Origin of the sequence: Collinsella sp. AF28-5AC, assembly GCF_003457875.1 — a bacterium.
Lineage (GTDB): Bacteria > Actinomycetota > Coriobacteriia > Coriobacteriales > Coriobacteriaceae > Collinsella.
In genome coordinates this window covers 271,025-294,302 of record NZ_QRTA01000002.1, presented here as the reverse complement: position 1 = coordinate 294,302, position 23,278 = coordinate 271,025, and the positions used below count along the sequence as shown (strand labels likewise).

Sequence of the window (23,278 nt, the reverse complement as noted above, 5' to 3'; positions counted from 1 at the left end):
ACGGCGGCGAACCCCATCTGGCGGTTCAGCTCGGCCATCTCCTTGATGCTGAAGTAGCCGAGCTCGTCGTCGTAGCCCTCGACGAGGCCGAAAGCCTCGTCCGTGCCGTCGAACTCGAGCAGCCACCAGTCCCATCCGTTCACGCACGAGAAGTAGTGGGCGTAGACCGTGGGGTCCTCTGCTCCGTCCTGCTCGTAGAGCCTTGGAGCCGTCTTGGCGATTTCCCTCGTCATCAGCTGCTGCATCTCTTCCTCCGTTCCGGGCACCCTGCCCTCAACATCTCGCCCCTGCGGGCAAAGCCGAATGGCGACGCCGCGCGTCGTCGTCGGCTTTGCTCCCTGCAAAGCCGCACCGGAGCGAAGACGGGTCAAGGGAGGTCCATGACGACCTCCACCAACCGGAGCGGAGCGGAGGTTTGTGCGGGGTCTCATGGGCCCCCTTGACGCGGCGTAGCGGAGGTGCCACCCGGCCGCGAAGCCGTGACCATACGGCGGCGCATGCCGGATACCGGCGGCAGCAAAAGGGCCCGCCGGCGGCGGGCCCGAAGGGGAGAATATGGATTACGCATCGTTTCCGGAAAGGGGCATCCATGACAGAAGCCGAGCAGAACCAGATCTTCGATATCAGCTACGAGATGCGCGGGCTCGCGGCGACGCTCCTCGCGGCATCCCGCGGCGACCTCCAGGATCCGGAGAGGATCGTCGAGTACGTCGCAGCCCAAGTCGAGCGCTTTGCCGACGATCTCGTGTCGTGCATTACAGGAAAACCTTTCGACTCCGACGAGCGCCTTGATGGCCTTACGCCTAGCGGACGTTTTTGACGTTTGGCGGTTGCTCTGCGACATGATAAAAAGACCCCCAAGTAGCCCGGAAAGCACGCAAAGAGGTCTTAAAGCGAAAGGGCACCGCGTATGCGTTGCCCGCCACTTCGCATTGTAGCCGATTGCTTGAGCGATTTTGATATGCAGCTTTTGACCCTGACGAGCGCTCGTCACTTTTTTGAACGGGACATTCGGAGGACAGAGGCTTTTTGACGTACGACGTTTACGTTCCGGCGACGGGCCTACACCCCCACGTCGTTCTTGGTGAGGGTGTTGTCGAACGCCCAGACCCACCAGCGCAGGTGGTCCTCGGCCCCGTGGATGTCGTCCTCCTCGTGGTAGTGCTCGAGCATGAGCTGGGTGCGCCACTGGCCGAAGCGAACGGTGTAGGTGGCCGTCTGGGCGTTCTGCACGATGGCCCCGAAGGGCTCGATCTCGAGGATCTGATCGATGGTGAAGCAGCGCCCGTCCGGCCAGCAGACGCGGATGGGGACCATGGTCCCGTCGGCGTTTGCGCGGGCGTAGACGTCGACGTACTGCTTGTGGACGCGCCGGCCTGGCCTGTCGCCGCGGGCGCGCACCGTGATGCCGCCGCCGAAGTCCTTGGTGTGATCTGTCACGCGGGCGTCACCGCCATGCCGCTGCCACGCTCGACGAACCAGTCGCCGTGCTCCCACCAGACCGTTTTGCGCTGCTTTGCGATGCAGACGTCGTAGCGCACGCAGAGATTGCCGAAGAGGGCGCGGCCGAACTCGGAGCGGAAGTAGATGGACTCGACCTGCCAGGAGCGGCCGTCGGGCCAGTGGATGGTGACCGGGTCGGACGGGCCGCGGTCGGGGTCGTCGGTCCCGTTGACGTCCACCGGGATGTAGATGCGGCGGTCCTCCGTGGGGATGCCGCAGGTGCCCGCGAGGGAGTGCTTCTTCATGATCATATGCCTTACCTCCCGTACACGTGTCCGCGTTTTGCTTCTACCAGTATCGAACGGGCGTTTGGTTTTGTAAAGCGAACATGGTGTGGGGGTTGCGTGGTTGTGTCTGGGCGGGGTGGTAAAAGGGCGAGTGCTTGCGTTGGTCTATCATCTGATGCCAATACGAGCGAATGGGAGCCATCTTGTTTACTTACTATCATGTCGATAAATGGGGAAATCTCGTCGCCGTCGATCTGCTTCCCTACATCGTTGCGGCCGTTGTCTCGATTGTTCTCATCTGCTGCGTCGTCTCTCTGGTGCGAAGAGTCCTGGCGAATCCCTTTCACTACCCATACTTCGTCGAGCGGTTCGATGTCTCCGGCAGACGCAACGTGAAGATCGACGACCTGATAGATCGCTTTATGCTCGAGCCCGCCAACTGGGAAAAGATAGTCGCGGAGCGATCCTACATCCAGGAGTGGAAGGCACAGCAGGAGGAATACCTGAAGACCTGCAGCCTGCGGAAGCGCCGGGAGCGGCAATACGCCGAGACACTCGACGACGCGCACGCGTTCCAGTTTGTCACGTGCCGTGAGCAGACACGCTACAGGCAGAGGAACTACGTGAAGACGTCCTACAAGGTGTCCGTGGACGATAGCGTGATGGCCGTGAGCTGGGACTGGGTTGTGAACAGGCGAAACCGCCTCGCCGCCATTAACGACGAAGCGACGCTCAGGGATTACCATGCTCGCAACCAGCGGAAGCTGATGACTAAACAGCTGCGCGAGCAGATAGCGCGAAGGGACAACTACACCTGCCAGATGTGCGGGAAGTACATGCCCGATGGTGTTGGATTGCACATCGACCATATCGTGCCGGTCGCTAGGGGCGGTAAGACCGTGCCGTCTAATCTGCAGGTGCTCTGCTCGAAGTGCAACGGGCGGAAGGGCGCGAGGTAGCCGCTTGCTCGCTATTCTTCGAAAAAGTCCGTGTCCACGGCCTTGATTTCGTAAACCTGCCTTGTGCTTACGCCGACACCGTAGTCGATCATGAGACCAGCGAGCGCTGGGCCGTCGACGAGCACGACCGTCTGGCCGAGTAGACCTTCTGCACAGCGTCGTGCCTCCTTCGAGAACCGGGCAGTTGTGATAACCATCCGTCCCGCGGCGGCACGCTATCGGGCGATGTTCATCAACCCCAATATGCAACGTCGCTATCCGCGAATCATGAATCCCCTTCAGCTGTTACTTCACCTTCCATGCGGCGGGCCAGTCGGCAGGCTGGGCCTTCTCGTTCAGGGCGGGCAGCTCGTTAACGATAGCGATGGTCTCCATCGACACGGTCACGACGCGCTCGACCAGGTCGACGATATAGCGCGGGTCGTCGCTATAATCGTTGGGGTCGTTGACGATGCCTGACGCCTTGTCCTTGCGGACCTGATAGCGATCCATGAGCCAGCCGATGGCCGAGCGCCCATTAACGACGTACTCGTATGCCTCAAGCGGGATACCGCGCAGTGTCATGTTCTCGGCGACCTTGAGGACGGTCATGTCCTGGCCCTTGGGATGCTCCTCGTCCTTCTTGCACTTGCCGAATGTCATCTTGACCGTACGGCCGGGGTTCACCGAGTCGCCGTCCTCGACAATCGATGCCCATGGGTCAATCGTCTCGTAATCGAGATGAAAATGGGCGAGTTTTCGTCCCGCCTCCGAGAACCTGGCAAAGTCCGCGGCGAGCGGGATGCGCGGCAGCTCTTTCTTGAGATTCGACTCGAAGCGCTTGCGATACTCAGGAGAATGCAGGATACCGTAGACGTAGTAGAAAATATCGGTCTTATTGAGCTCGATACCGCCATCCTTCTTATAGCGCTTCGGAAACGCATGCGGATAGACCTCAAGGAAGACCTTAAGGGTCTCATCCGTAATAGCGTCGTGGCGAGAATAGGTCTTCTCGGTATGGGTCGCACCGTTGCCGAATAGTGACGTCTGTCCGCCGGGAGCTACATAATCATTTCCGTCAAAGAGAGACGTGCCAACTTGCTCCTCTTCGTACCAGTAGAGGGGGAAGCATTGACCGTGATGAACTAGCTCGAGGTCAGGTAGGATATTAGCGATAAATGGCCCACGCTCCGAGTTGATAATGACGATGTTCTCAAGGCAACGGAGAGAGCCCTGCTGGTAGGTCATTTCGGCCCCGCCTTTTCCCGTTATCTTTGAGAGGATATTGGGCTGCTGGTAGGTCCTTTCGGCCTTTTCCCTCCCGCTTACCGCGAGAGGGAAAAGGCGGGGCTGCTGGTAGGTCATTTCGTTCATCACACGGTCGTAGTAAACCCATTGCTTACAGAACGGCCTATACGACCCCATTACGACCTCGTCACAGTTATAGACTAGCCGCTCTCCCTTCCTAGCAGCATCCTCCATACGCCGCGTCCAGCTGAAGCGGGTCGGATCATATTCAATTGCGCGCCCTTCGCCCTTTGCGGCTTGAATCTCAGCGTCCATGTTCGATAGCAGGCGCTCCATTTGTTCCTGCACTCTCGGACGAGAGAACCCCCACGCCCAAGGGTCGCGCTGCGTTTTAAGGCCCGCAGACCAGATGGTAAATAGACCGTAGGGGGGCTTCCTCTTCGTTATTCCCAGCGGCGCGAATTCATAGAATGAGTCGTCGCGCTGGTTCAGCCAGTCGCCGTATTTATCTGGTTTTACCGTTTCCCAATCAATATCGCCATTGGTTGCGAATTCTCGGATCAGTCTGAGCTTGTCCTCACGGCTCAAATAGTCACCGATGTCGTGATAGTGGACAACCCCATGCTCTTTTGAGTCCGGGTTCTTGACCAGCATGGTTATAGCGACGCCGATTTTTGCGCCGGCATCAAACACCTTGCCGCCCTCACGCTTCCAGTCGGAAGTGTTCTGGTTCCCCTTAAGGTTGAAAACGTAGATGCTGTTGAATTCTTCCGCGAGCGATCGGCGGAATCCATTAGAGGAAGATCCGTCAACCCATCCGCCGTTGCTTACGAAGCAGACAATGCCCCTCTCTTCGATTCGGTCGCTCGCCCACCTGAAAGCACGGAAGTACGAGTCATAAAGCGAGTTCTTGTTTGTCGCAGTCGTTTTCGCGACGTACGTCTGCGCGATACGACTGTCGAGCGTCGGATACTTCTCGTTCTGGTTGTTGTCGTTTGCGCTCGTCTGGCCGACCGAGTAGGGTGGGTTGCCCACGATCACCCGGATCGGGAGCGCGTTCTGGATACGCACGCGGTCCGTGTTGTCGTAGAACACCTCGTCGTCGAGCGTGTTGGATTCCTCGGTCATCTGGAACGTGTCGGTGAGCACCGCGCCCTCGAACGGCTGATAGTCGCCGCCCATGCGGGCATGGTAGGCATACTCGATATTCACCGTCATGATGTAGTACGCGAGCAGCAGGATCTCGTTGGAGTGGATCTCGCGGGTGTACTTGCGCTTAAGTTTCTCGTCGGGGATGAGGTCGCTCTCGATGAGGTGCGCCATGAACGAGCCCGTGCCCGCGAAGGGGTCCAGGATATGCACGCGGTCGTCGGCAAGCGACTGGCCGAACTCGCGCTTGAGGACGCGGTCGGTCTCGCGGAGGATATAGTCGATGATCTCGGTCGGGGTGTAGACGACGCCCATCTTGTCCGAGGTCGCCTTGAACGCGACCTTGAAGAACTTCTCGTAGAGGTCGCGGATGAGCTGCTGGCGCGCCGCATCCGACTGGATGGCGGCAGCGCGGCGGCGCACGCTCGCATACACGTCGTCGAGGACCTCGGAATCCGATGCCTCCTCGATCTTATGCTCTTCGAGTACGCCCAAGAAACGTTCGATGGCGACGGACACGGGGTTCGACTTCGCAAACTCGAAGTCTCCGAACAGGGCGTCGAACACCGGGACGGTGATGATGTGCTGGGCGATCATCTCGACCGCGTCCTGCTCGGTGATGCTGGGGTTTAGCGAGTCCTGAAGGCCGTGCAGGAACGTCTTAAAGCTGCCGGACACCTCGTCGTTATAGCGAACAAGTTTGCCGATGCGCTCTATGTGGCGCTGGGCGATCTTCGCCACGTCCTCGGCCCACTCGTCCCAGTAGATACGCGTGCCGCACTTCTTGACCAGCGTGGTCTTGACGGCCTTCTCCCAGCGCTCGACCGGGAAGAACGTAAGCCTCATCTGCACGCCCTGCGTGATCTCCGCCGCCTTCTGGCTCTCCTCCTCCTGCTTGAGCTTGAGGTCGCCGGCATCCCACCCCTTCTGGTTGGCAGATCCGGCAACCTTGTTCTTCTCGGCCTCCTGCTGGAGGGCGAGCGCGTTGACCTTCGCCTCGATTCGCTCATCGTGCGAGCGGAGGGCCTAGAGGATGCTCCAGACGTTCGCGAACACCTTGCTGTCGTCGAGCGCCTCCTCCGGCGTCATGCCGGCGGGAACGAAAATGGGCAGGATGATGTAGCCAAAGTCCTTGCCCTCGGCGCGCCTCATGACGCGGCCGACGGCCTGAACGACGTCCACGGTCGAGTTCTTGGCATTGAAGAAGATGACGGCGTCGAGGTTGGGCACGTCGATGCCCTCGGCGAGGCAGCGTGCATTTGTGAGGATGCGGCACTCGTCCTCGGCGACGTCCCCTCCGAGCCAGGTGATGTTTCTCGTGCGCTGGTCGGACGGCATGTTGCCGTCGACATGGCGCAGCTCGCACTTGAGCGGGAGCTCCTCGTGCTCGTCTTCGGCAAACTTCTCGACGATTTGCGAGAAGGCCTCCGTGATGGTCTTCGATGCATTGATGGTCGAACAGAAGCCGACGGCGCGGTGCAGCGGCTTGCAATCGGTCACCATGGTCTCGACGTCATCGACGACGAGCATGCCACCGAGACCGGTCGCGTCGTCGGGCGCGCCCTCGCCGTGATCGACGAGGCCCTTCCAGCAGCCGATAATCTTGCCGATGTCCGAGGGCTCCAGGCTCATTGCGTTGACGCCCTGGTCGCTCTCCAGGGAGGGCAGGCGGTCCCCGATGGCATCCTCCTGGACGGTGAGTACGACGACCTTGTAGTCGGTGAGCAGCTTCTGCTCCACGGCCTCGCCGAACTTGATCTGGTAGGCGGTGGGGCCGTAGATGGACTCGTCGTCCATGGAGGCGATGGTGTAGTCCTCCTCGGCACCCTTGCGCTTTGCGGTCTCGCCGTAGATGCGCGGGGTCGCCGTCATGTACAGGCGTTTCTTGGCGGCAACGTTCTCGTTGAAGTGGATCTTCATGAAGGCCGAAGCCTCCGTCTTGGAGACGCCGGGAAGGGCGTTGCCGGTCGTGCGGTGGGCCTCGTCGCACACGACGACATCGAACTCGGGCATGCCGAGCGTCTGCGCGTCATGGATGACACCGATGGATTGGTAGGTCGAGAAGATGACAACCAACCCATCGGGGTTCGAGCGTCTGCAGCGCTTGAACGAGCGGTACAGGCTCTCGGGATTCGTCGTCGCGGGATACTCGAATGAATCGAGCGTCATCGGGATGACGTCGTCCTTACGCGACGCCTTCGAGTCCGAACAGACGACGAGCGAGGACATGGGCACGCGGCTCTGGCCCATCCACTCGCGCATGGACTGTCCGACGAGGGAGATCGACGGCGCGCAGAAGAGGATTGTGCCGGCGGCGGGGCCGATCCAGTCCTCGACGAGGCGAAGGGCCATGAGGGTCTTTCCCGTGCCGCACGCCATGATCGCCTTGCAGCGGTCAAACTCCGCCCACTTCTCCTCGATTGCCGCGACCGCGCGCTCCTGATGAGAGCGGAGGTCGTAGGTCACCCGCTCGCCGGCGGGAACACCTTCGATAAACGGGGTCCAGTCGATATTGGAGGCCGCCATCTTGGCGGTATCGATGTACATGGATCCGCTGGCGTCGATTTGCTTCTGGAGGTTCTTTCCCGGACCCTTCGCCGTCGTCATGACCATCAGGGAGTCGACGCCGTCGATAAATGCCGCATGGGCGAAGAACGAGTCGCAGATGCCCTTGGGAAGGTCCTTCTCGCCGTCATAGCACTTGCATTGAATCGCCCACCATTCCCCCGCCTCGGCGGTCTGGGCCATGAGGTCGATTCCGTTGTCTTGGGTGTCGTGGACGGGGCAGTCGTCCCATTCGAGCGCCTGGGCTATCGTCCCGACACGGGAGAAGAACAGCTCGTAGAAGGGATCGTTCTTGAGATAGTAGACGCATGCCGCCTCGTACTTGTCGCCCTTCTCCTTGGTCGTTGCCGACCCGTTGACAATAGGATCAAGGGCATCGTAGACGGTCTTCATATAGCGACTCCTTTGTTGCAGCTCAGATGTCACCATTTTAGGTAAAAGACTCCAGAGGTTATTGATCACTTCAAGCCAAATCGGTGAAGAGAAATACTGTATTAGTGGCCCCTCATCAAAAAAGCCCGGCATAGCCGGGCTCAACTATATTCGAGCGTCGATGATAATCATTTCGCAGCCGTGCAAATCATTTTCCTTAAACAGCCAAACAGCCTGTCAACTTCTTCCGCTTTAGCACCGAGATGCAGATAGTAGCGACGCAGCTCCCTTCCTGAATAAATCGACGATAGGATGGTCGCGCGTTTATTAAGACGACGTTCATCGAGAAGCTCGTACAGCATGCTGACTTCTGCCTTGTCACTCGAATAACCAAGATATGACACTAGCAGGTTCTGAACCGAGCGGTACTTGTCCAAAGTCCTGTCTTTGTTGTTCGATCCGAATAAATCGGCGCTATTCCAGGCTGACACCATTTGTTTCGCCGAAGCGAACTCGAACTCAGAGCCCGTTGCAATCGCCTTCAGCGTTGCCTCAATTGCAGCTTCATCTTGGTCTCTACCGGTAACCCAGAGCCATTTCCCCTTCACGAACCAATCGTCATTGATTATTTCTTGGCTATTCATCACCTTCTCAAGTCTTTTAGAGCTCTCCTCTTCGATCAACTTCGGAACATTCCTTACCCCCACACTCCGCGCCTCATTCTTTGAGCTTTCTCTCTTACAGAGCAACGACCACTCTTCAGGGGTGACAGTCGTCTTGATATGAATGAGGGGGGCGGGGGCAATAGCATCATCAATAGTGTCCATCTCGAACGTTGAGCCAGCATTATCGACCTGCACAGCACCGTTGGCGGTACGCTCGGCAGCGCCACACGCGTCGGCGACGTGCGCGGCGGCGCCGCGCGTACCGCCAACGGGCAGCGCGGCGTCCATACATGCGGCAAGAGGCTTAGCGGGCATGGTTGTCGCTCTCCAGAGATGCCAGGTACTCAACCAGGTCAGCTTTATCGACGCGCCATGCCCGACCGATTTTGACGCCCCCGGCAGCCTTAAGAACCTCGATCGCGGTCGTTTTACAGATATGAAGAAGCATTGCGATGTCGCGAGCGGTGACATATGCGTGCGGTATCTTACCCAGCGCGCGGCACCACTCTTTGCGCCTCACCACACCCATTTGATTTGCATTCATTTCATCCATGTGGACTCCTTTCGTTTGTTTCGAATGCAATATGGATACTATGCTTTACGTCGGTGGTCGTCATATTTAAGATATGAATAGAACGGTTTGAGTTCGATTTATAGCTGTAAGGAGATATATATGAACCATCCTGCAATCAAAGTACCGGCGCCTATGGCAGCGGAAATCAGACCTTGGACGCTTCCATCCTGCCGGGAAAAAAATATCGAAATCTATGGAATGGAACGCAGCGCGCTTATCTGCAAGCCCCATTCGATCGCCTACGGTATCCCTTCGGGCTTCTCAACCGGAACCCTTTTGGACGTAGATCTGAATGACCCAAAGAAAGTCATCCAGTTTGTTGAGAGGTACGGGCTTCCGACCACTCCATATGCAGGCCAGTCCGAACGAGTCGAGCAACGGTTCGTCTCGAATGAAACCTTTTCCGATAACCCTGAAGACATGGGATCACGTATTTGGTACGACGCATTGAATGAGTCTGAAAGAAGCTATGAAATCAGCTTGAATCAAGACTGCGTTCTCTTTAACAACTTCAAGGATAGAGGGCGCTCAAAGGGAACCGAAGTCGCCAACCTAACTGAGGGAATCAGGTATAAGAAGGAACAGGTCATATTGCTGGACGATCTCGTTACAACGATGGCATTCATGCAATTAGCTACGTTTCTATTCACAGGCAAAGCAGCTTATGGTGACCGCGCATACGACTACGTTCTGCATCAAGTATGCATTTCCCAAAACAAGGAGATTATTGAAAACAGATTTTCGCAGTTACGTATGTCACTCCAGATGGTTGATGCGTCTGAGTCTCAGTTAGCAGTAGCCAAACCCGGAACATTTGAAATGGACGAAGGAACCAAGATCTGGGTAAGTAATCAGTTCAAGACGATAGAGGTAGCCCTGGCAACATTCATCGACCTCGCTATCAACCCTCAGCCCGAACCCCATACCTTCATTCAAGAGCAAACTTTACGTCGAATGGTCAACCGGAATTTAAACGGCCAAAACCCGATTTACGGAAGTCTTACAAGGGCTTGGGCGATACAACTACTAGAAACCCTTGAAAGCCATTTTTCCTGGAACACATGCCGCGAATGTGGGCGACCGTATAAAATCCGCCAGCAGAGAATGAGGGCCTACGTCAAGCAAGAGGACGCGAACGAAGACCGCCTCAAAGACCGAAACAACGCACGCGATAAAAATGGCTATTGCTGCAAAGCGCACGAACAGCGCATACGGCGCAAAAAAGACAAAAGGATCAGCGACGACCAGATGGATAAAGCTGCCCGAAAAATGGACGAGCGCGACCGATAGAATGGTGAAACTATGAATTTAAATAATTCAATATAAAGGTCAAAATCCGTTTTATTGCACACGTCATTGCACAGTCCGTTGCACACCGCATCCTAAAAACAAGAACGCAGGTCAGAGAAAACAACCTCTGACCTGCGTTTTTGTTAATGGAGCCAGTGACAGGAATCGAACCTGCAACCCACTGATTACAAATCAGTTGCGCTACCGTTGCGCCACACTGGCACACTTGGCGCTTTCACGCGAAGCCAGTTAAGAATAAAGGAATTGCCGACGAGGCGCAACAGGCCCTTCACCCGACCACATCTCAAAACCATTCGTCAGAACGAATAGTTTTAATTACAATTGCTATATATAAAACTATTCGTTCTGACGAAGGGTTTCGCGATGCTTACTACCAAGGAAGCAGCCGAACTGCTCGGCATCACTCCGCGCAGGGTGCAGGAGCTCATAAAAAACGGAGCACTTGAGGCCCGCAAGGCTTCTGGTGTATGGCTCATCGACAAAGACAGCGTCGACACGCGACTCCGCTCCGTGACCAAAACGGGGGGACGTCCCCGCCGCGGCCACGGTAAGAGCGAGATCGCGTTCACCCTCATGAATCGCACGCACGAAGTCGCTCAGCTGGTCTACAGCACATCTCGAAAAGACTTTACCCACATCGGCGCCGACATCGATTACGCCCACGCCCCTATTGGAGTATTTGGCCCTAATAGCCCCATATCGCTCGACTCCTTCCGCATCTGGTGGCGCGGCCGCGGTATCCCGCTCGCACGCATTGGGCTAGCCTCCCTGCTTGCAGAAGCCGCAGTCGATGTTCCCGATGAACTCGTCCAGCGAAATCTTGGCCTCTCCCTATCCGACCAGTATTGGATTAGACCCCAAGATTCCGGTCTCGCCTGGGAGGATATCAACTTCTTCAATAACGCCTTTGATGACGTCTCGCTGTCCATTGCGCCCTTTGCCCCAGAGGGAAAAGCGGCTGCCGCAAAGCCCGATAACACCTCGGACGGCAATCTTCAAAAGTACTGGACGTGCGAGGGCGGGCGTCGAATTCTGCATAAGGCAGGAGCGCACCTGAACCAGGAACCTTATAACGAGCTGGTGGCGACCGCGCTCCACCGTCGCATCCTAAACGCCTGCGATTACGTGCCTTACTCGCTCGAGGGCACGGGCACTTCCGCCCTGAGCATATGCGATGTCTTCTTAACTGATGAAGAAGAGTATGTCCCTGCGTTCTATGTAAACCAGCACGCAAACGCAGATGAACGGCTAACCGACTACGAGCGATATGTAGCAAATTGCGAGGAGCTCGGGGTGGCAGGCGTTAAGGATGCCCTTGACCGCATGATCGTATGCGACGACATCATCGCCAACTACGATCGTCATTGGCGCAACTTCGGCCTCGTGCGAAACGTCAACTCACTGGCCTGCAGACCAGCCCCCATCTTCGATTCGGGCTCATCGCTCTGGTGCAACATATCTCTAGAGGAGCTTAGGGCAGGAGAGCACAGTTTTGCCAGCGCGCAGTTCCATTCAAGTCCCGCGAAACAAATGTTGCTTGTTGAGGATATGAGCTGGTTTGACGGGGGCAAACTCGAAGGTTTTGTCGACGAGGCAATCGAGATTCTGTCTAAAAACGATGCCCTAGCAGCGAGACTGCCTTATCTAAAAGAGGCGCTAACGTGGCGCCTCGAAAGAATGATCGACATCGCTGAATGGAGTTAGCAAGGCAGCATTGCCCCGCCAACTCCCCTACCGTCCGCGCAGGGCCTTGAGCTTGGCCAGGGCATCGGGACTCAGGCGGCTGCCCAGAGTCATCTTAATCTGCGGAGCTTCCTCTGCCTCGTGAACGTCGTTATCGATCTGTTTGATCTCGTCCACCAGCATACGGCTCGAGATGCGCGTGACGCCCTTGCCCATGACAACGGCCTGGATCGTGCCGTCGCTCGATACCACGGAGCACGCGCGGCCTTCCTCACGTGCCTCGATGCAGAGCTTCTGCACCACGGTATCGGCCGAAACACCCGTCGGCGAAAACTCAATGCGCACACCGCGGGCCGGTAGGTTGGGGCGCTCGCTGGAGATATTGCCCGCGCCGTCAAATACGATCACAGCCTCGTAGCGGCCCTGGGCAAACGCAGCTACGTCATTAATGAGCGCCGTGCGCGCCATATCGTGAACGTCGCTGGAATACGGATCGTCAGAATGGTCGTACACGAGCTTTTCGTAGCGCGGCGTACAGTGGATCACGTTGTAGCCGTCGACCACCAGCAGCTCGGGCTTGTTGGAGTGCACCGTCGAGACCGGATCGGCGATGGCCTGCGCAAACGCATTGCCGCCCACGCCATAGGTCGCGGCCGAAACAATCGGCTTGGCCGAGCCCTCGCCAAAGCGCTTGGCCTTGGACTTGGCGCGGTTCTTTTTGGACATGCGCTACTCCTCCCCCATGAGCTCGCCGGCGTTGCGGCGCAGCCACTCAAAGCACAGCGCCGTGGTCGCCTGGGCAACATTGAGGCTCTCGGTCATGCCGCGCTGGGGAAGCTTGGCCAAAAAGTCGCATTTCTCGAGCACCAGGCGCGAGATGCCGTCGCCCTCGGAGCCCATGACGAGCGCCACGCGGCCCTCGAAGGGAGCATCCCAGCAACTGCCTTCGGCGTGCTCGGAGGCACCGCCCACCCAAAAGCCAGCGTCCTTAAGATCGTCGAGTGCGCGGGCGATGTTGGGCACCTGCGCGATAGGCAGATGCATGACGGCGCCGGCTGAAGTCTTGTAGCTGCCCACGGTCACGCCGGCGGCGCGCTTGTTGGCGATGATGACGCCGGCCGCGCCCACAACCTCGGCGGAACGCACGATGGCACCAAAGTTGCCGTCGTCAGTCACATGGTCGAGCACGACGACGAGCGCCGGTCCGTCACCCGCGCGGTCGAGGATGTCGGCGACATCGGCGTAAGGGAAGTTACCAACCTCGAGCGCGATACCCTGGTGAGCGCCATGGCTCGACAGTGCGTCGAGCTGCGCGCGCGGCACATACTTGATGCGGACGCCCGCAGCGTTGAGGTCGTCGACCAGGCGCGACAAGGCGGCATCGCGCTCCCCGCCCTCGGCAATGAGCGCGCACTTGATGGGAAAACCGGTGCGCAGCGCCTCGGCAGCAGCACGGCGACCCTCGATGAACTCACCCTTGGGAGCCTGGGCAGCGTCGCGGTTGCGATCGCGCTGCGGACGTGCGGCCTGGGTGCGATCGCGCTGGCCCTTGGGAGCGGCAGCGCGGTCATTGTGGCGAATCGGACGCGAGCCAGAAGCGGCCTGTTTGCCTCCACGCGGTACACGCTTGCGATTGTCGGCCATAAAACGGCCTCCTTAAATAGATAACGAACAAGAATCGACCGTCCGAGCCACGGCACCTTGCCTTTCAATCGTCGGGCATGACCACCAGGTCTATGCCTTCCCCTTTCAAGGCAATCTGCCACACCTCGAACGGTCGACAAATACTAGAGGGTCTTAATACGAGTACCCGCGGCCGTATCTTCAATGGTGAGGCCCAGGTCCTTGAGCTGGTCGCGGATGGCGTCTGCCAGGTCCCAGTTCTTGACGGCACGGGCCTCGGCGCGGGCCTCGAGAATCTTGGCAGCGGCCTCGTCCACGTCGTCGCCCGTGTAGGCGACCAGGCCGGCGGCAACGCCCAGCAGACCCAGCGGCAGCTCGACCTTGGGCTCGGGAAGCTCGACGCCAAACGTATCGAGCAGCTCGGCCAGCGTGTCGGCGGCGGCAAGCGCGGCGGTCTTGTCGGCAGCGTCGCCCGCCTGCTCCAGGTACTGGTTGCACTCGGTGACAAAGCCAAAGACGGCACCCATGGCACCAGCGGTGTTAAAGTCGTCGTCCATGCACTCCTTAAAGGTGGCACGGGTCTCGGCGGCCTTGGCGGCAAACGCCTCGGCAGCCGCTTCGTCGGCATCGGCCGTCGCGTGGTTCGCGGCCCAACGCAGGTTCTCGACCGTACCGGCGATACGCGTGAGCGAGTTCTCGGCACCCTCCAGGCGCTCCCAAGAAAAGTCGAGCGGCGAGCGATAGCTCGTCTGCAGCATCAGCAGGCGCAGGGCGGCAGCGGAGTGCTGCTCGAGGACCTCGGCCAGCGTAAAGAAGTTGCCGAGCGACTTGGACATCTTCTCGCCGTCTACCAGCAGCATGCCCGTGTGCATCCAGGTGTTGGAGAAGCCCTGGTGCCAGGCGCAGGTGGCCTGGGCGCACTCGTTCTCGTGATGCGGGAAGGCAAGGTCGGAGCCGCCGCCGTGGATGTCGATCGGAGTGCCCAGGTAGCGATGCACCATGGCGGCGCACTCGGTGTGCCAACCGGGACGGCCCTCGCCCCAGGGGCTCGGCCAGCTGGGCTCGCCGGGCTTGGCGGCCTTCCACAGGGCAAAGTCGAGCGGGTCGTTCTTGTCCTCGTTCTCCTCGATGCGCGCGCCAACCATAAGGTCGTCGATGTTGCGGCCCGAGACCTGACCATAGTTGGGATCGCTGCGCACGGCAAAGTACACGTCGCCGTTATCGGCTGCGTAAGCGTGGCCCTGCTCGATAAGCGTCTTGATCATGGCGATCATGGGGCCGATCTCCTTGGTGGCGCGGGGGCGCACATCGGGATCGAGCACGTTGGCGGCGCGCATGACGCCGATGAACTTGTCGGAGAACTCCGTCGCGACCTCGGCGGCCGTACGGCCCTGCTCGTTGGCGCGCTTGATGATCTTGTCGTCGACATCGGTGAGGTTCTGGGCGAACGTGACCTCGTAACCGCTCGCGATGAGCCAGCGGCGAATCACGTCAAAGCTGATGAACGTACGGGCGTTGCCGATGTGGATGTTGTCGTAGACCGTGGGGCCGCACACGTACATGCGGACCTTGCCGGACTCGATGGGCTGGAACTCTTCCTTTTTATGGGTAGCGCTGTTGTAGATACGCATTCGTTACTCCTTAACGGTTTTCTGTAGCAGGCAGACGGCCCAGGCGCCGATTCCCTCGCCCTGGCCTTCCCAACCGAGCTTTTCGGTCGTAGTGGCGGCGACGCCCACGTTTTCGACGTCAACGCCCAGGGCATGGGCAAGGTTGGCGCGCATGGCATCGCGATGCGGGGTGATCTTAGGCTGCTGGCAGGCAATGGTGCAATCGGCATCGACAAACTCAAAGCCCAGCTCACGCGCATAGTCCATCACGCGGGCAAGCAGCACCATCGAATCGGCACCCTCGTAGGCGGGATCGGTGTCGGGGAATAGCTTGCCGATGTCTCCCCCACGGCAGGCGCCCAGAATGGCGTCGGCCAAGGCGTGCGCGAGCACATCGGCATCCGAGTGGCCCAGCAGGCCGCGCTCGTAGGGAATGTCGACACCGCCGATGATACATCGACGCCCCTCCACCAGACGGTGAACGTCGTAGCCATGGCCAATGCGCAGGTTACTGAACATGGGGAAGGTCCTCTCCCTCGGCCATGCGGCCAAGCAGAATCGCGGTTACGGGACGCAGGTCCTCGGGCACCGTCACCTTAAGGTTATCGCGTGGGCTCTGGACGCAGCGGACGCGCCCACCCATGCGCTCGACCAGCGACGAATCATCGGTACCGATAAAGCCCTCGGCAATGGCTGCAGCGTGGGCGCGCTTCATAGCATCGACGCTAAAGATCTGCGGCGTCTGCGCTGCCCAGTAGAGTTCACGCGGCGGCGTCTCGACGATATTATCGCCGTCAACGATCTTGAGCGTGTCGATCGCGGGCTGACCGCACACGACACCGTCGAGGGCACGGTCGCTCACGAGCACGTCGATAGCGTGGTCGATGGCCTCGGTCGTAATGAGCGGACGAGCGCCGTCGTGGATGGCGACATATTCGAAACCCGCCGGAACCGCATGCACGCCGGCACGGGTGGAATCCTGACGGGTATCGCCGGCATCGGCAAAGCTGATGGGCGTGTCATAGTCAAACGGGTCAATGGCCAGGCGGCGCATCTCGGCACGGCGCTCGGCAGGGCAAACCACGACGATATGGCCGACCTTATCGCTACGATCGAACGCGCGGATGGACCAGCTCATGAGCGGACGGCCCGCCACATTAACGAGCTGCTTGCCGCCGGGATTTCCAAAGCGCTGGCCGCTGCCGCCGGCAACGACCACGGCGCATACGGGCGCCATTATGCGTTCCCCTGTTTGGTGCCCTTCATGCGGTACAGCGAGTCCGCAAGAATGGCAGGGTTGTTGACGCCAAAGTCGCCCAAGCGCTCCGGATCCTCGCTGATGTCGTCCATGAGCTCCTGCAGCGAGCCGTACTCGTCGACGATCTTCTCGGCCACGCCGTCGCGCACGACGGACACGCGCGAAAGCGTGCGCAGGCCCAGCGGCGTCATGACGGAGTCCTCGTCCAAGTCGTCATAGCCCAGAACTGCCGCCACGTGCTGCGGGTCGGACAGGTCCTTAGGCGTCATACGGCTCAGCTCGGCGCGAATCTTCTCGGCGTTGGCCTCAGAGGAATCGCTCGCGTAGTCGCGGATCATCAAGTCGTATTCGGTATCCATGCTGGAGCCCGCGAGCTGCTCGAGCTGCATCTGCACGAGCTTACCCTGGTTGCCCAGCTTGACAATGCAATCCTTAAGCTCGGTCTTTGCCTGCTGCATGATCTCGAAGCTCGAGAAAATACCGGTAATGTCGGCGAGTGTGACGTAGTCGTCGAGCTCGAGGGCCGTCAGGCGCAGCAGGGAGCGATCGAGCGACTGACGGGTAGTCTGGAGCGTGGCGACGAGCTGGTTGACCGAGCTCATGATGGTGGTGACGGGCTGGATCTCGTAGCTCTTGCCGTGGACGTACACGTTGACGACGGCGCGACGAGCCGAAACCGAGATCACGATGGCATCGGTGAGCACCGACATGCGAGCGGCAGTACGGTGACGCATGCCCGTCTCACTCGTGGCGAGCGAGGGATCGGGATTGAGGTGGAAGTTGGCGCGCAGGATCTGGGTGAGGTCGCCATCGATAACGATGGCGCCGTCCATCTTGGAAAGCTCGAACAGGCGGTTCGAGGTAAACGAAATGTTGAGCGGGAAGCCGTCGTTACCGGCAGCGAGCACGTTTTCGGTGTCGCCGACGCAGATAAGGGCGCCCAGGTGACCGGCGATGATCATGTCGAGGGCGGTGCGGATCGGCTGACCAGGTGCCGTCAGGCGGATGGCCTGTTCCATACGCTTTTGCAGCTCGTTCTTATCCAAGGCATCGCTCCCATCGTATACGCTCCATAAACGCTAAATAGTTTCTCACGGTTTGTCCCTGCGGCGCTTGCGAAATCCGATGCTTACAGAATGAGCGAACACAGCTGAGAGCCCAACCCAAATCAGCTGTTCATGTGGTAGCATCGGGATTCGCATAAATGAGGGAGTAGTCGCGTGATCGGGTTCGCCTCCGGTGGCGCGGCAAGTCAACACACTGGCCGATGCGGCCTGGCTTGCCTTAATGAACGAGACTCGTGGCTGTGCGCGCAACGCGTACGCCACGGGTCTTTTTTGTTACTCCCCCAAGAGGTACACGCGGGCCCGCCCGCAGAGAGGGAGCCAGACTATGGGACTCGCAGAGCTTGTGTTGCTCGCTATCGGCCTTTCTATGGACGCTTTTGCCGTATCCATCTGCAAGGGCCTTGGCATGAAAAGGATCAACCTTAAGGTCGCCGTGATACTCGGCCTGTTCTTTGGCGGTTTCCAGGCCGGCATGCCCGTAATTGGGTGGGCCCTTGGTAGCCAGTTCATGGGCATCATCAGCCCCATCGACCACTGGATCGCCTTTATCCTGCTCGCCTTTATCGGCGGCAAGATGCTGTGGGAAGCCTTTACTGAGGACGAGAACGAAGGCGACGGCAAGGATGCCGAAAAGATCGACCTGGGCGAATATCTAATCCTTGCCATCGCCACCTCGATTGACGCGCTTGCCGTGGGCATCTCGTTTGCCGCGCTCTCGGTCGATATCGTTCCCGCCGTGTCGCTCATTGGCATCACGACCTTTGTCTTCTCCGTTGCCGGCGTAGCGATCGGCCACACCTTTGGCGCGCGCTACGAAAAGCCCGCCACCATCGTGGGTGGCGTCGTGCTCGTCCTCATCGGGCTTAAGATCTTGCTTGAGCATCTGGGGATTCTCGCACTGTAACGAATAACGGCCGCCCGGCATTACGCCAAGCGGTCGTTTTCATAGCCAGCCGTTTTAGAGCGGCTTAACTAAGGCGACCTTTACGCAGCGAGGCGCTTGAGGACATCGATGAGCAGCTCGTAGAAGCGCTCGGCAGAAGCGAGCTCCATGCTCTCGTCCGGGGTGTGGACATCGGAGAGCGTCGGACCCACGGCGATGGCGTCCAGGCCGTGCAGGGCCTCGGCAAACAGGCCGCACTCAAGGCCGGCGTGAATGGACTCGATGCGCAGCTCGGAACCAAAGAGCTCGCGATAGCTCTCGACGAAGACGTCGCGGACCGGCGAATGCTCGGCATAGCTCCAGCCGGGATACTCGAACTCGAACTTGGCGTCGAAGCCCAGGACATCGGCCAGCGTCTGCAGACGGTCCTTGAACTCGTTCTGCAGCGAGGTGATCGAGGAGCGCGGGGACAGCATGATCTTGACCTCGTCGTCAGAGGTGGCAACCACACCGATGTTGGAGGAAACCTCGACGGAGCCGTCGGTGGCGACGTTGCGGCGGATCACACCGTTGGGGGCAAGACGCAGGGCGCGGATGAGGGCAAGCGCGGACTTCTGGTCCATGGCCTCGACCTCGGCGTCGTCGGCAATCTCGACGGTGCAGGTAAAGCCGGGGTCGAAGACCTCAAGCTCGGCGGTGACGTCGGCGATGATGCCCCTTGCGATCTGGGCCGCGGCCTCGGCGGCAGCGTGGTCGACGTAGACCAGAACAGCCTTGCACTCACGGTTGATGGCGTTGTCCTTGGTGCCGCCGTTAAAGCTAACGATGGCGGGCTCGCCGGCGACCATCAGGCGGTCGATGATGCGGGCCATGATGAGGTTACCATTGCCGCGCTCCAGGTGGATATCGCTGCCGGAGTGACCGCCCAGCAGGCCGGAGATGTCGAGCGTGAGGGTGCTACCGGTCTTGTGCTCGCGCACGATCGGGCAGGTGTAGGTAACGACGACGCCGCCGGCACAGCTGACGGTGGCAACGCCCTCTTCCTCGGAGTCGAGGTTAATCATGGTGCGGGCGCTAATCTGGGACTTGTCGAGCGTCTCGGCGCCGACCAGGCCAGTCTCCTCGTCGGTGGTGAACACGCACTCGAGGGCGGGGTGAATGATCGAATCGTCATCGAGAACAGTGAGCATCAGAGCGACGGCAATACCGTTGTCGGCGCCCAGAGTGGTGCCGTTAGCGGTGAGGACGCCGTCCTTGACGACAAGGTCGATACCATCAGTCGTAAAGTCGTGCTCAACGGAGCCCAACTTGTCGCACACCATATCGATGTGGCCCTGCAGCATCACGGTCGGGGCATTCTCGGCACCGGCAGATGCGGGCTTGCGAATGATGACGTTGTAGACCTCGTCCTGGTACACATCGAGGCCGCGCTCCTTGGCAAACGCGACCAGAAAATCGCTGATGCCCTTCTCGTTGCCAGACCCGCGGGGGATCGCGCTGACCTCCTCAAAGAAATGGAACAGCTGGGCGGGCTCGTAGCCGGTAATCTTGTAGTCCATGGTGCCTCCTTGGCGCAACTGGTTAGACAGTAAGACATGCGACTTGTATATTCCCAGACTTTGCGTGCATAAACCAGTCGAAAACGCCGAGCGCCCTCGCATCATCGGCTAACGGTGGACCGCATAGCGTAACGGTCACAGTTACCGCAGCTCTACAAATCGAGGCGCCCTTTCCGGAGCGCCTCGATTGCGCGTATCAAATTGTCGCCACGCCCTACAGCGCGCCGGAACCGGCTTGCATCATGCCGCCGGGGCCCGAGCTCACGCCACTGCTCACAGGCGCGGCGTTTCCGGTGTGCGGCGCCGCCGGAGCGGTATCGCCCCCGAGTGCACCCGCCGGACGCGGCGCCGGAATCTCACCCGTGCCGTGGCTAAAGACAAACTTGCCGTCGACCACGTCGCACAGGACGGTATCGCCCTCGCCCCACTCACCGGCCAGCAGCTCCTCGGACAGCGGATCCTCGATGAGCTTTTGGATGGCACGACGCAGAGGACGCGCGCCGTTGGTGAGGTCGGTACCCTCCGCCACAATCTTGTCGTAGGCCGCATCGGTAAGCTTGATGTTCATGCCGTTTGCGATCAGGCGCTGGCGCAGATCGTCCACCAGCAGGTGCGCAATCTTGGTCAGGTTCTCGCCCGAGAGCTTCTGGAACACCACAATATCGTCGATACGGTTGAGCAGCTCGGGGCGGAACAGGCGCTTGAGCTCGCCCATCGCACGGCCCTTGATCTCGCTCGACGTGAGACTCTGCTCGCCGGTGGTGCCAAAGCCAACGCTCGCATCCTGCGCGATCTCGCGGGCGCCCACGTTTGACGTCATGATGATCACCGTATTGCGGAAGTCGACCGTCTTGCCCTGGCTATCGGTCAGACGGCCCTCCTCCAACACCTGCAGCAGGATATTGAAGATGTCGGGGTGCGCCTTCTCGATCTCGTCGAACAGCACGACCGAGTACGGGTGACGGCGAACAGCCTTGGTGAGCTGGCCGCCCTCGTCGTGGCCCACATAGCCCGGGGGGCTACCGATGAGCTTGGAGACCTCGAACTCACTGCCAAACTCCGACATATCGAAGCTGATGAGCGCGTCCTTGCTGCCAAAGAGATACTCGGCGAGCGTCTTGGCGAGCTCGGTTTTGCCCGTGCCGGTGGGGCCCAGGAAGATAAAGCTGCCGCCGGGGCGACGCGGGTCCTTGAGCGGCGAGCGGCTGCGGCGCACGGCCTTGGCAACGGCCTCGACGGCCTCGTCCTGACCGATGATGCGCGTCTTGAGCACGCTTTCGGCCTGCAGCAGGCGGCGGCTCTCGCTCTCGGTGAGCGAGGACACCGGCACGCCCGAGGTCACGGACACGATGTCGGCAATCTGGGAGACATCGATGGTGAGCGGGCTGGCGTCGAGCTCGGCCGTCCAGGCAGCCTTGGCCTCGGCGAGCTCAATCTCGGCAGCCTTTTGCTGCTCGGTGATCTCGGCGGCCTTGTTCATGTCGTCGCTCTCGGTGGCCTCCTGCGCGGCGGCCTTAAGCTCCTCCACGCGATGCTCGGCCTCGCGCACCGGCTCGGGCGCGCGGTTGGCGGCGATGCGGGCGCGGGCGCCGGCCTCGTCAATGAGGTCGATGGCCTTATCGGGCAGGAAGCGATCCTGGATGTAGCGGTCGGAGAGGTTCGCGGCGGCCTCGATAGCACCCTGCGTATAGCGCACATGGTGGTGCTCCTCGTAGCGCGGCTTGAGCGCGGTCAGGATCTTGACCGTGTCCTCGACGCTCGGCTCCTCGACATCGATGGTCTGGAAGCGACGCTCGAAGGCCGGGTCCTTGGTGAGGTACTTGCGGAACTCCTCGGCCGTGGTGGCACCGATGATCTGGAAAGCACCGCGTGCGAGAACGGGCTTGAGCATGGAGCTCGCGTCGATGGAGCCCTCGGCAGAGCCGGCACCGATGATGGTGTGCATCTCGTCAATAAACAGGATGACGTCGTCAGCTTCGGTGGCCTCCTGGATCACGTTCTTGAGGCGCTCCTCAAACTCGCCGCGATACTTGGCGCCCGCCACGAGGCCCGGCAGGTCGAGCGTCCAGATATTCTGGTTCATGAGGTTCTCGGGCACGTTGCCGGCTGCAATCTGCTGAGCCAGGCCCTCGACGATGGCCGTCTTGCCCACGCCGGGGTCGCCCAGAATGAGCGGGTTGTTCTTGGTGCGGCGCGAAAGAATTTCCATCATACGCTGGACTTCCTTTTCGCGACCAATTACAGGGTCGAGCTCGCCGTCGCGCGCCTTCTGCGTGAGGTTGGTCGCGAACTGCTTAAGCGTATCGGTGCCACCCCCCCTTTGCTGAGAGGTATCCGAGCCGCTAAAGAACGGCAGGCCCGCACCGGGACGACCAGCACCGGCGCCGGCGAGCGGACGCTTCTTGTCCTGGTCCTTGGCGGTGAGTTTCTCGATAGCCTTTTTGATGGAGGCGGACGACACACCCAGGCGCATGAGGATGTCCATGGCCATGCCGTTGCCCTCTTCGACGATGCCGATCAGCAAGTGCTCGGTCGACACGTAGGTCTGGTTGTTCTCGCGCGCCACGCGGAATGAACGCTCCATCACGCTAATGACGAGCGGCGTAAAGGCGAGCTTGGCCGCCTCGGTCTCCTCACTGGGCTCGGGAACCGTGGTCTGGACCTCTTTGAGAGTATCCATGATGTCATCATAGGAGATGTCGAGCGAACGCAGCGCCTCGGCGGCAATGCCCTCGTCCTCCTTGGCAAGCGCGAGCAGCAGGTGCTCGGTGCCCACCTTATTTGAATGAAGATCGAGCGCTTCTTGCTTGGCCATGGACATGACCTTACGCGCACGATCGGTAAAACGGTCTAACATGCTAGTTCCTCTTAGACGAGCTAGTTTTTTCAAACGCAAAGCGCCGCCCCGCGGCAGCGCTTTGGTCTCTTTACCCATATGGAGTATATGTTAACAGCTGGAGGAATATCTATAAACCCGGCTCACATGAATGCAGGTTATGACCGCATCGCGGGACTCACCGCGCGATGCGCGACGGGCGCCCCG

At 59.7% G+C, this 23,278-nt stretch carries 21 protein-coding genes and 1 tRNA gene; 5 read left to right on the top strand and 17 right to left on the bottom strand.

What is annotated here, in order from left to right:
- Window positions 1-245: hypothetical protein (locus DWZ01_RS03220; protein ID WP_199412374.1), on the bottom strand; the 245-nt coding region annotated here is incomplete at its 3' end.
- Between the two features lie 344 nt (window positions 246-589).
- On the opposite strand from DWZ01_RS03220, the gene DWZ01_RS03215 reads away from it, so the two are divergent.
- Complete coding sequence (locus DWZ01_RS03215) at window positions 590-820, top strand: hypothetical protein (protein ID WP_117848058.1); 231 nt, start codon at window positions 590-592, stop codon at window positions 818-820.
- Window positions 821-1,062: 242 nt separating this feature from the next.
- Here DWZ01_RS03215 and DWZ01_RS03210 read toward each other — a convergent pair whose 3' ends face one another.
- Both DWZ01_RS03210 and DWZ01_RS03205 read right to left on the bottom strand, forming a co-directional pair.
- Complete coding sequence (locus DWZ01_RS03210) at window positions 1,063-1,440, bottom strand: hypothetical protein (RefSeq protein ID WP_117848056.1); 378 nt, start codon at window positions 1,438-1,440, stop codon at window positions 1,063-1,065.
- A complete protein-coding gene (locus DWZ01_RS03205) occupies window positions 1,437-1,754 on the bottom strand; it encodes a hypothetical protein (protein ID WP_117848055.1) in 318 nt (105 codons plus the stop codon). The genes DWZ01_RS03210 and DWZ01_RS03205 overlap by 4 nt, the downstream gene beginning before the upstream one ends.
- A 179-nt stretch (window positions 1,755-1,933) precedes the next feature.
- Here DWZ01_RS03205 and DWZ01_RS03200 point away from each other — a divergent pair, with 179 nt between their 5' ends.
- The gene (locus DWZ01_RS03200; protein ID WP_199412373.1) at window positions 1,934-2,689 is read left to right on the top strand and encodes an HNH endonuclease; all 756 of its coding nucleotides are present in this window, start codon (window positions 1,934-1,936) and stop codon (window positions 2,687-2,689) included.
- 11 nt (window positions 2,690-2,700) lie between these two features.
- Here DWZ01_RS03200 and DWZ01_RS11045 read toward each other — a convergent pair whose 3' ends face one another.
- From DWZ01_RS11045 to DWZ01_RS03175, 5 genes are all read right to left on the bottom strand, one after another.
- Window positions 2,701-2,886, bottom strand: coding sequence for a restriction endonuclease (locus DWZ01_RS11045; RefSeq protein ID WP_117848052.1), 186 nt, complete (start codon window positions 2,884-2,886; stop codon window positions 2,701-2,703).
- Between the two features lie 88 nt (window positions 2,887-2,974).
- Window positions 2,975-5,911, bottom strand: coding sequence for a type ISP restriction/modification enzyme (locus DWZ01_RS03190; RefSeq protein ID WP_147332615.1), 2,937 nt, complete (start codon window positions 5,909-5,911; stop codon window positions 2,975-2,977).
- A 180-nt stretch (window positions 5,912-6,091) separates the two neighbouring features.
- Complete coding sequence (locus DWZ01_RS03185; protein WP_158556984.1) at window positions 6,092-8,023, bottom strand: DEAD/DEAH box helicase family protein; 1,932 nt, start codon at window positions 8,021-8,023, stop codon at window positions 6,092-6,094.
- 167 nt (window positions 8,024-8,190) lie between these two features.
- Window positions 8,191-8,982, bottom strand: a complete 792-nt coding sequence (locus tag DWZ01_RS03180) for a hypothetical protein (RefSeq protein ID WP_117848046.1) — start codon at window positions 8,980-8,982, stop codon at window positions 8,191-8,193.
- Entirely contained in the window at window positions 8,972-9,220 is a 249-nt protein-coding gene (locus tag DWZ01_RS03175) for a helix-turn-helix domain-containing protein (RefSeq protein ID WP_117848044.1), read from the bottom strand. The genes DWZ01_RS03180 and DWZ01_RS03175 overlap by 11 nt, the downstream gene beginning before the upstream one ends.
- Before the next feature lie 120 nt (window positions 9,221-9,340).
- Between DWZ01_RS03175 and DWZ01_RS03170 the strand changes: the two genes are divergently transcribed.
- Entirely contained in the window at window positions 9,341-10,531 is a 1,191-nt protein-coding gene (locus tag DWZ01_RS03170) for a hypothetical protein (RefSeq protein ID WP_117848043.1), read from the top strand.
- Window positions 10,532-10,678: 147 nt separating this feature from the next.
- Here the strand turns inward: DWZ01_RS03170 and DWZ01_RS03165 are convergent.
- A tRNA-Thr gene (locus DWZ01_RS03165) sits at window positions 10,679-10,753 on the bottom strand.
- A gap of 162 nt (window positions 10,754-10,915) precedes the next feature.
- Here DWZ01_RS03165 and DWZ01_RS03160 point away from each other — a divergent pair.
- Window positions 10,916-12,256 carry a DNA-binding protein gene (locus tag DWZ01_RS03160; protein ID WP_117848041.1) on the top strand — a complete coding sequence of 447 codons (1,341 nt, stop codon included), beginning with the start codon at window positions 10,916-10,918 and terminating at the stop codon, window positions 12,254-12,256.
- Window positions 12,257-12,283: 27 nt separating this feature from the next.
- Here the strand turns inward: DWZ01_RS03160 and DWZ01_RS03155 are convergent, their stop codons facing one another.
- The 6 genes from DWZ01_RS03155 to disA all read right to left on the bottom strand — a co-directional run bounded on the left by DWZ01_RS03155 (window position 12,284) and on the right by disA (window position 17,745).
- Window positions 12,284-12,961, bottom strand: a complete 678-nt coding sequence (locus tag DWZ01_RS03155; protein WP_006234978.1) for an NYN domain-containing protein — start codon at window positions 12,959-12,961, stop codon at window positions 12,284-12,286.
- Between the two features lie 3 nt (window positions 12,962-12,964).
- Complete coding sequence (rlmB, locus tag DWZ01_RS03150; protein ID WP_117848039.1) at window positions 12,965-13,879, bottom strand: 23S rRNA (guanosine(2251)-2'-O)-methyltransferase RlmB; 915 nt, start codon at window positions 13,877-13,879, stop codon at window positions 12,965-12,967.
- 143 nt (window positions 13,880-14,022) lie between these two features.
- The gene (gene cysS / locus DWZ01_RS03145) at window positions 14,023-15,489 is read right to left on the bottom strand and encodes a cysteine--tRNA ligase (RefSeq protein ID WP_117848038.1); all 1,467 of its coding nucleotides are present in this window, start codon (window positions 15,487-15,489) and stop codon (window positions 14,023-14,025) included.
- Between the two features lie 3 nt (window positions 15,490-15,492).
- Entirely contained in the window at window positions 15,493-15,987 is a 495-nt protein-coding gene (gene ispF, locus DWZ01_RS03140) for a 2-C-methyl-D-erythritol 2,4-cyclodiphosphate synthase (RefSeq protein WP_006234975.1), read from the bottom strand.
- The gene (gene ispD / locus DWZ01_RS03135) at window positions 15,977-16,705 is read right to left on the bottom strand and encodes a 2-C-methyl-D-erythritol 4-phosphate cytidylyltransferase (protein WP_035137545.1); all 729 of its coding nucleotides are present in this window, start codon (window positions 16,703-16,705) and stop codon (window positions 15,977-15,979) included. The genes ispF and ispD overlap by 11 nt, the downstream gene beginning before the upstream one ends.
- Entirely contained in the window at window positions 16,705-17,745 is a 1,041-nt protein-coding gene (gene disA, locus DWZ01_RS03130; protein ID WP_369796797.1) for a DNA integrity scanning diadenylate cyclase DisA, read from the bottom strand. Before disA ends, ispD begins: the two co-directional genes overlap by 1 nt.
- Window positions 17,746-18,118: 373 nt before the next feature.
- Between disA and DWZ01_RS03125 the strand changes: the two genes are divergently transcribed.
- Entirely contained in the window at window positions 18,119-18,697 is a 579-nt protein-coding gene (locus DWZ01_RS03125; protein ID WP_117745788.1) for a manganese efflux pump MntP family protein, read from the top strand.
- A gap of 80 nt (window positions 18,698-18,777) precedes the next feature.
- Here the strand turns inward: DWZ01_RS03125 and DWZ01_RS03120 are convergent, their stop codons facing one another.
- Together DWZ01_RS03120 and DWZ01_RS03115 are read right to left on the bottom strand one after the other, a co-directional pair.
- A complete protein-coding gene (locus DWZ01_RS03120) occupies window positions 18,778-20,235 on the bottom strand; it encodes an aminoacyl-histidine dipeptidase (protein ID WP_117848036.1) in 1,458 nt (485 codons plus the stop codon).
- Between the two features lie 214 nt (window positions 20,236-20,449).
- Window positions 20,450-23,092 (bottom strand): ATP-dependent Clp protease ATP-binding subunit, encoded by a 2,643-nt coding sequence (locus DWZ01_RS03115; RefSeq protein WP_117848034.1) that lies wholly within the window; start codon window positions 23,090-23,092, stop codon window positions 20,450-20,452.
- Between the last annotated feature and the right edge of the window lie 186 nt (window positions 23,093-23,278).

Excerpts from the sequence above, each read along its gene's own strand:
- DWZ01_RS03180 (WP_117848046.1), bottom strand. The coding sequence starts at position 8,982 with ATGCCCGCTAAGCCTCTTGCCGCATGTATGGACGCCGCGCTGCCCGTT.
- DWZ01_RS03120 (WP_117848036.1), bottom strand. The coding sequence starts at position 20,235 with ATGGACTACAAGATTACCGGCTACGAGCCCGCCCAGCTGTTCCATTTC.
- rlmB (WP_117848039.1), bottom strand. The coding sequence starts at position 13,879 with ATGGCCGACAATCGCAAGCGTGTACCGCGTGGAGGCAAACAGGCCGCT.
- DWZ01_RS03175 (WP_117848044.1), bottom strand. The coding sequence starts at position 9,220 with ATGGATGAAATGAATGCAAATCAAATGGGTGTGGTGAGGCGCAAAGAG.
- DWZ01_RS03115 (WP_117848034.1), bottom strand. The coding sequence starts at position 23,092 with ATGTTAGACCGTTTTACCGATCGTGCGCGTAAGGTCATGTCCATGGCC.
- DWZ01_RS03185 (WP_158556984.1), bottom strand. The coding sequence starts at position 8,023 with ATGAAGACCGTCTACGATGCCCTTGATCCTATTGTCAACGGGTCGGCA.
- DWZ01_RS11045 (WP_117848052.1), bottom strand. The coding sequence starts at position 2,886 with ATGGTTATCACAACTGCCCGGTTCTCGAAGGAGGCACGACGCTGTGCA.
- disA (WP_369796797.1), bottom strand. The coding sequence starts at position 17,745 with ATGGAACAGGCCATCCGCCTGACGGCACCTGGTCAGCCGATCCGCACC.
- ispD (WP_035137545.1), bottom strand. The coding sequence starts at position 16,705 with ATGGCGCCCGTATGCGCCGTGGTCGTTGCCGGCGGCAGCGGCCAGCGC.
- ispF (WP_006234975.1), bottom strand. The coding sequence starts at position 15,987 with ATGTTCAGTAACCTGCGCATTGGCCATGGCTACGACGTTCACCGTCTG.
- DWZ01_RS03160 (WP_117848041.1), top strand. The coding sequence starts at position 10,916 with ATGCTTACTACCAAGGAAGCAGCCGAACTGCTCGGCATCACTCCGCGC.
- cysS (WP_117848038.1), bottom strand. The coding sequence starts at position 15,489 with ATGCGTATCTACAACAGCGCTACCCATAAAAAGGAAGAGTTCCAGCCC.
- DWZ01_RS03215 (WP_117848058.1), top strand. The coding sequence starts at position 590 with ATGACAGAAGCCGAGCAGAACCAGATCTTCGATATCAGCTACGAGATG.
- DWZ01_RS03205 (WP_117848055.1), bottom strand. The coding sequence starts at position 1,754 with ATGATCATGAAGAAGCACTCCCTCGCGGGCACCTGCGGCATCCCCACG.
- DWZ01_RS03155 (WP_006234978.1), bottom strand. The coding sequence starts at position 12,961 with ATGTCCAAAAAGAACCGCGCCAAGTCCAAGGCCAAGCGCTTTGGCGAG.
- DWZ01_RS03190 (WP_147332615.1), bottom strand. The coding sequence starts at position 5,911 with ATGAGGCTTACGTTCTTCCCGGTCGAGCGCTGGGAGAAGGCCGTCAAG.
- DWZ01_RS03170 (WP_117848043.1), top strand. The coding sequence starts at position 9,341 with ATGAACCATCCTGCAATCAAAGTACCGGCGCCTATGGCAGCGGAAATC.
- DWZ01_RS03125 (WP_117745788.1), top strand. The coding sequence starts at position 18,119 with ATGGGACTCGCAGAGCTTGTGTTGCTCGCTATCGGCCTTTCTATGGAC.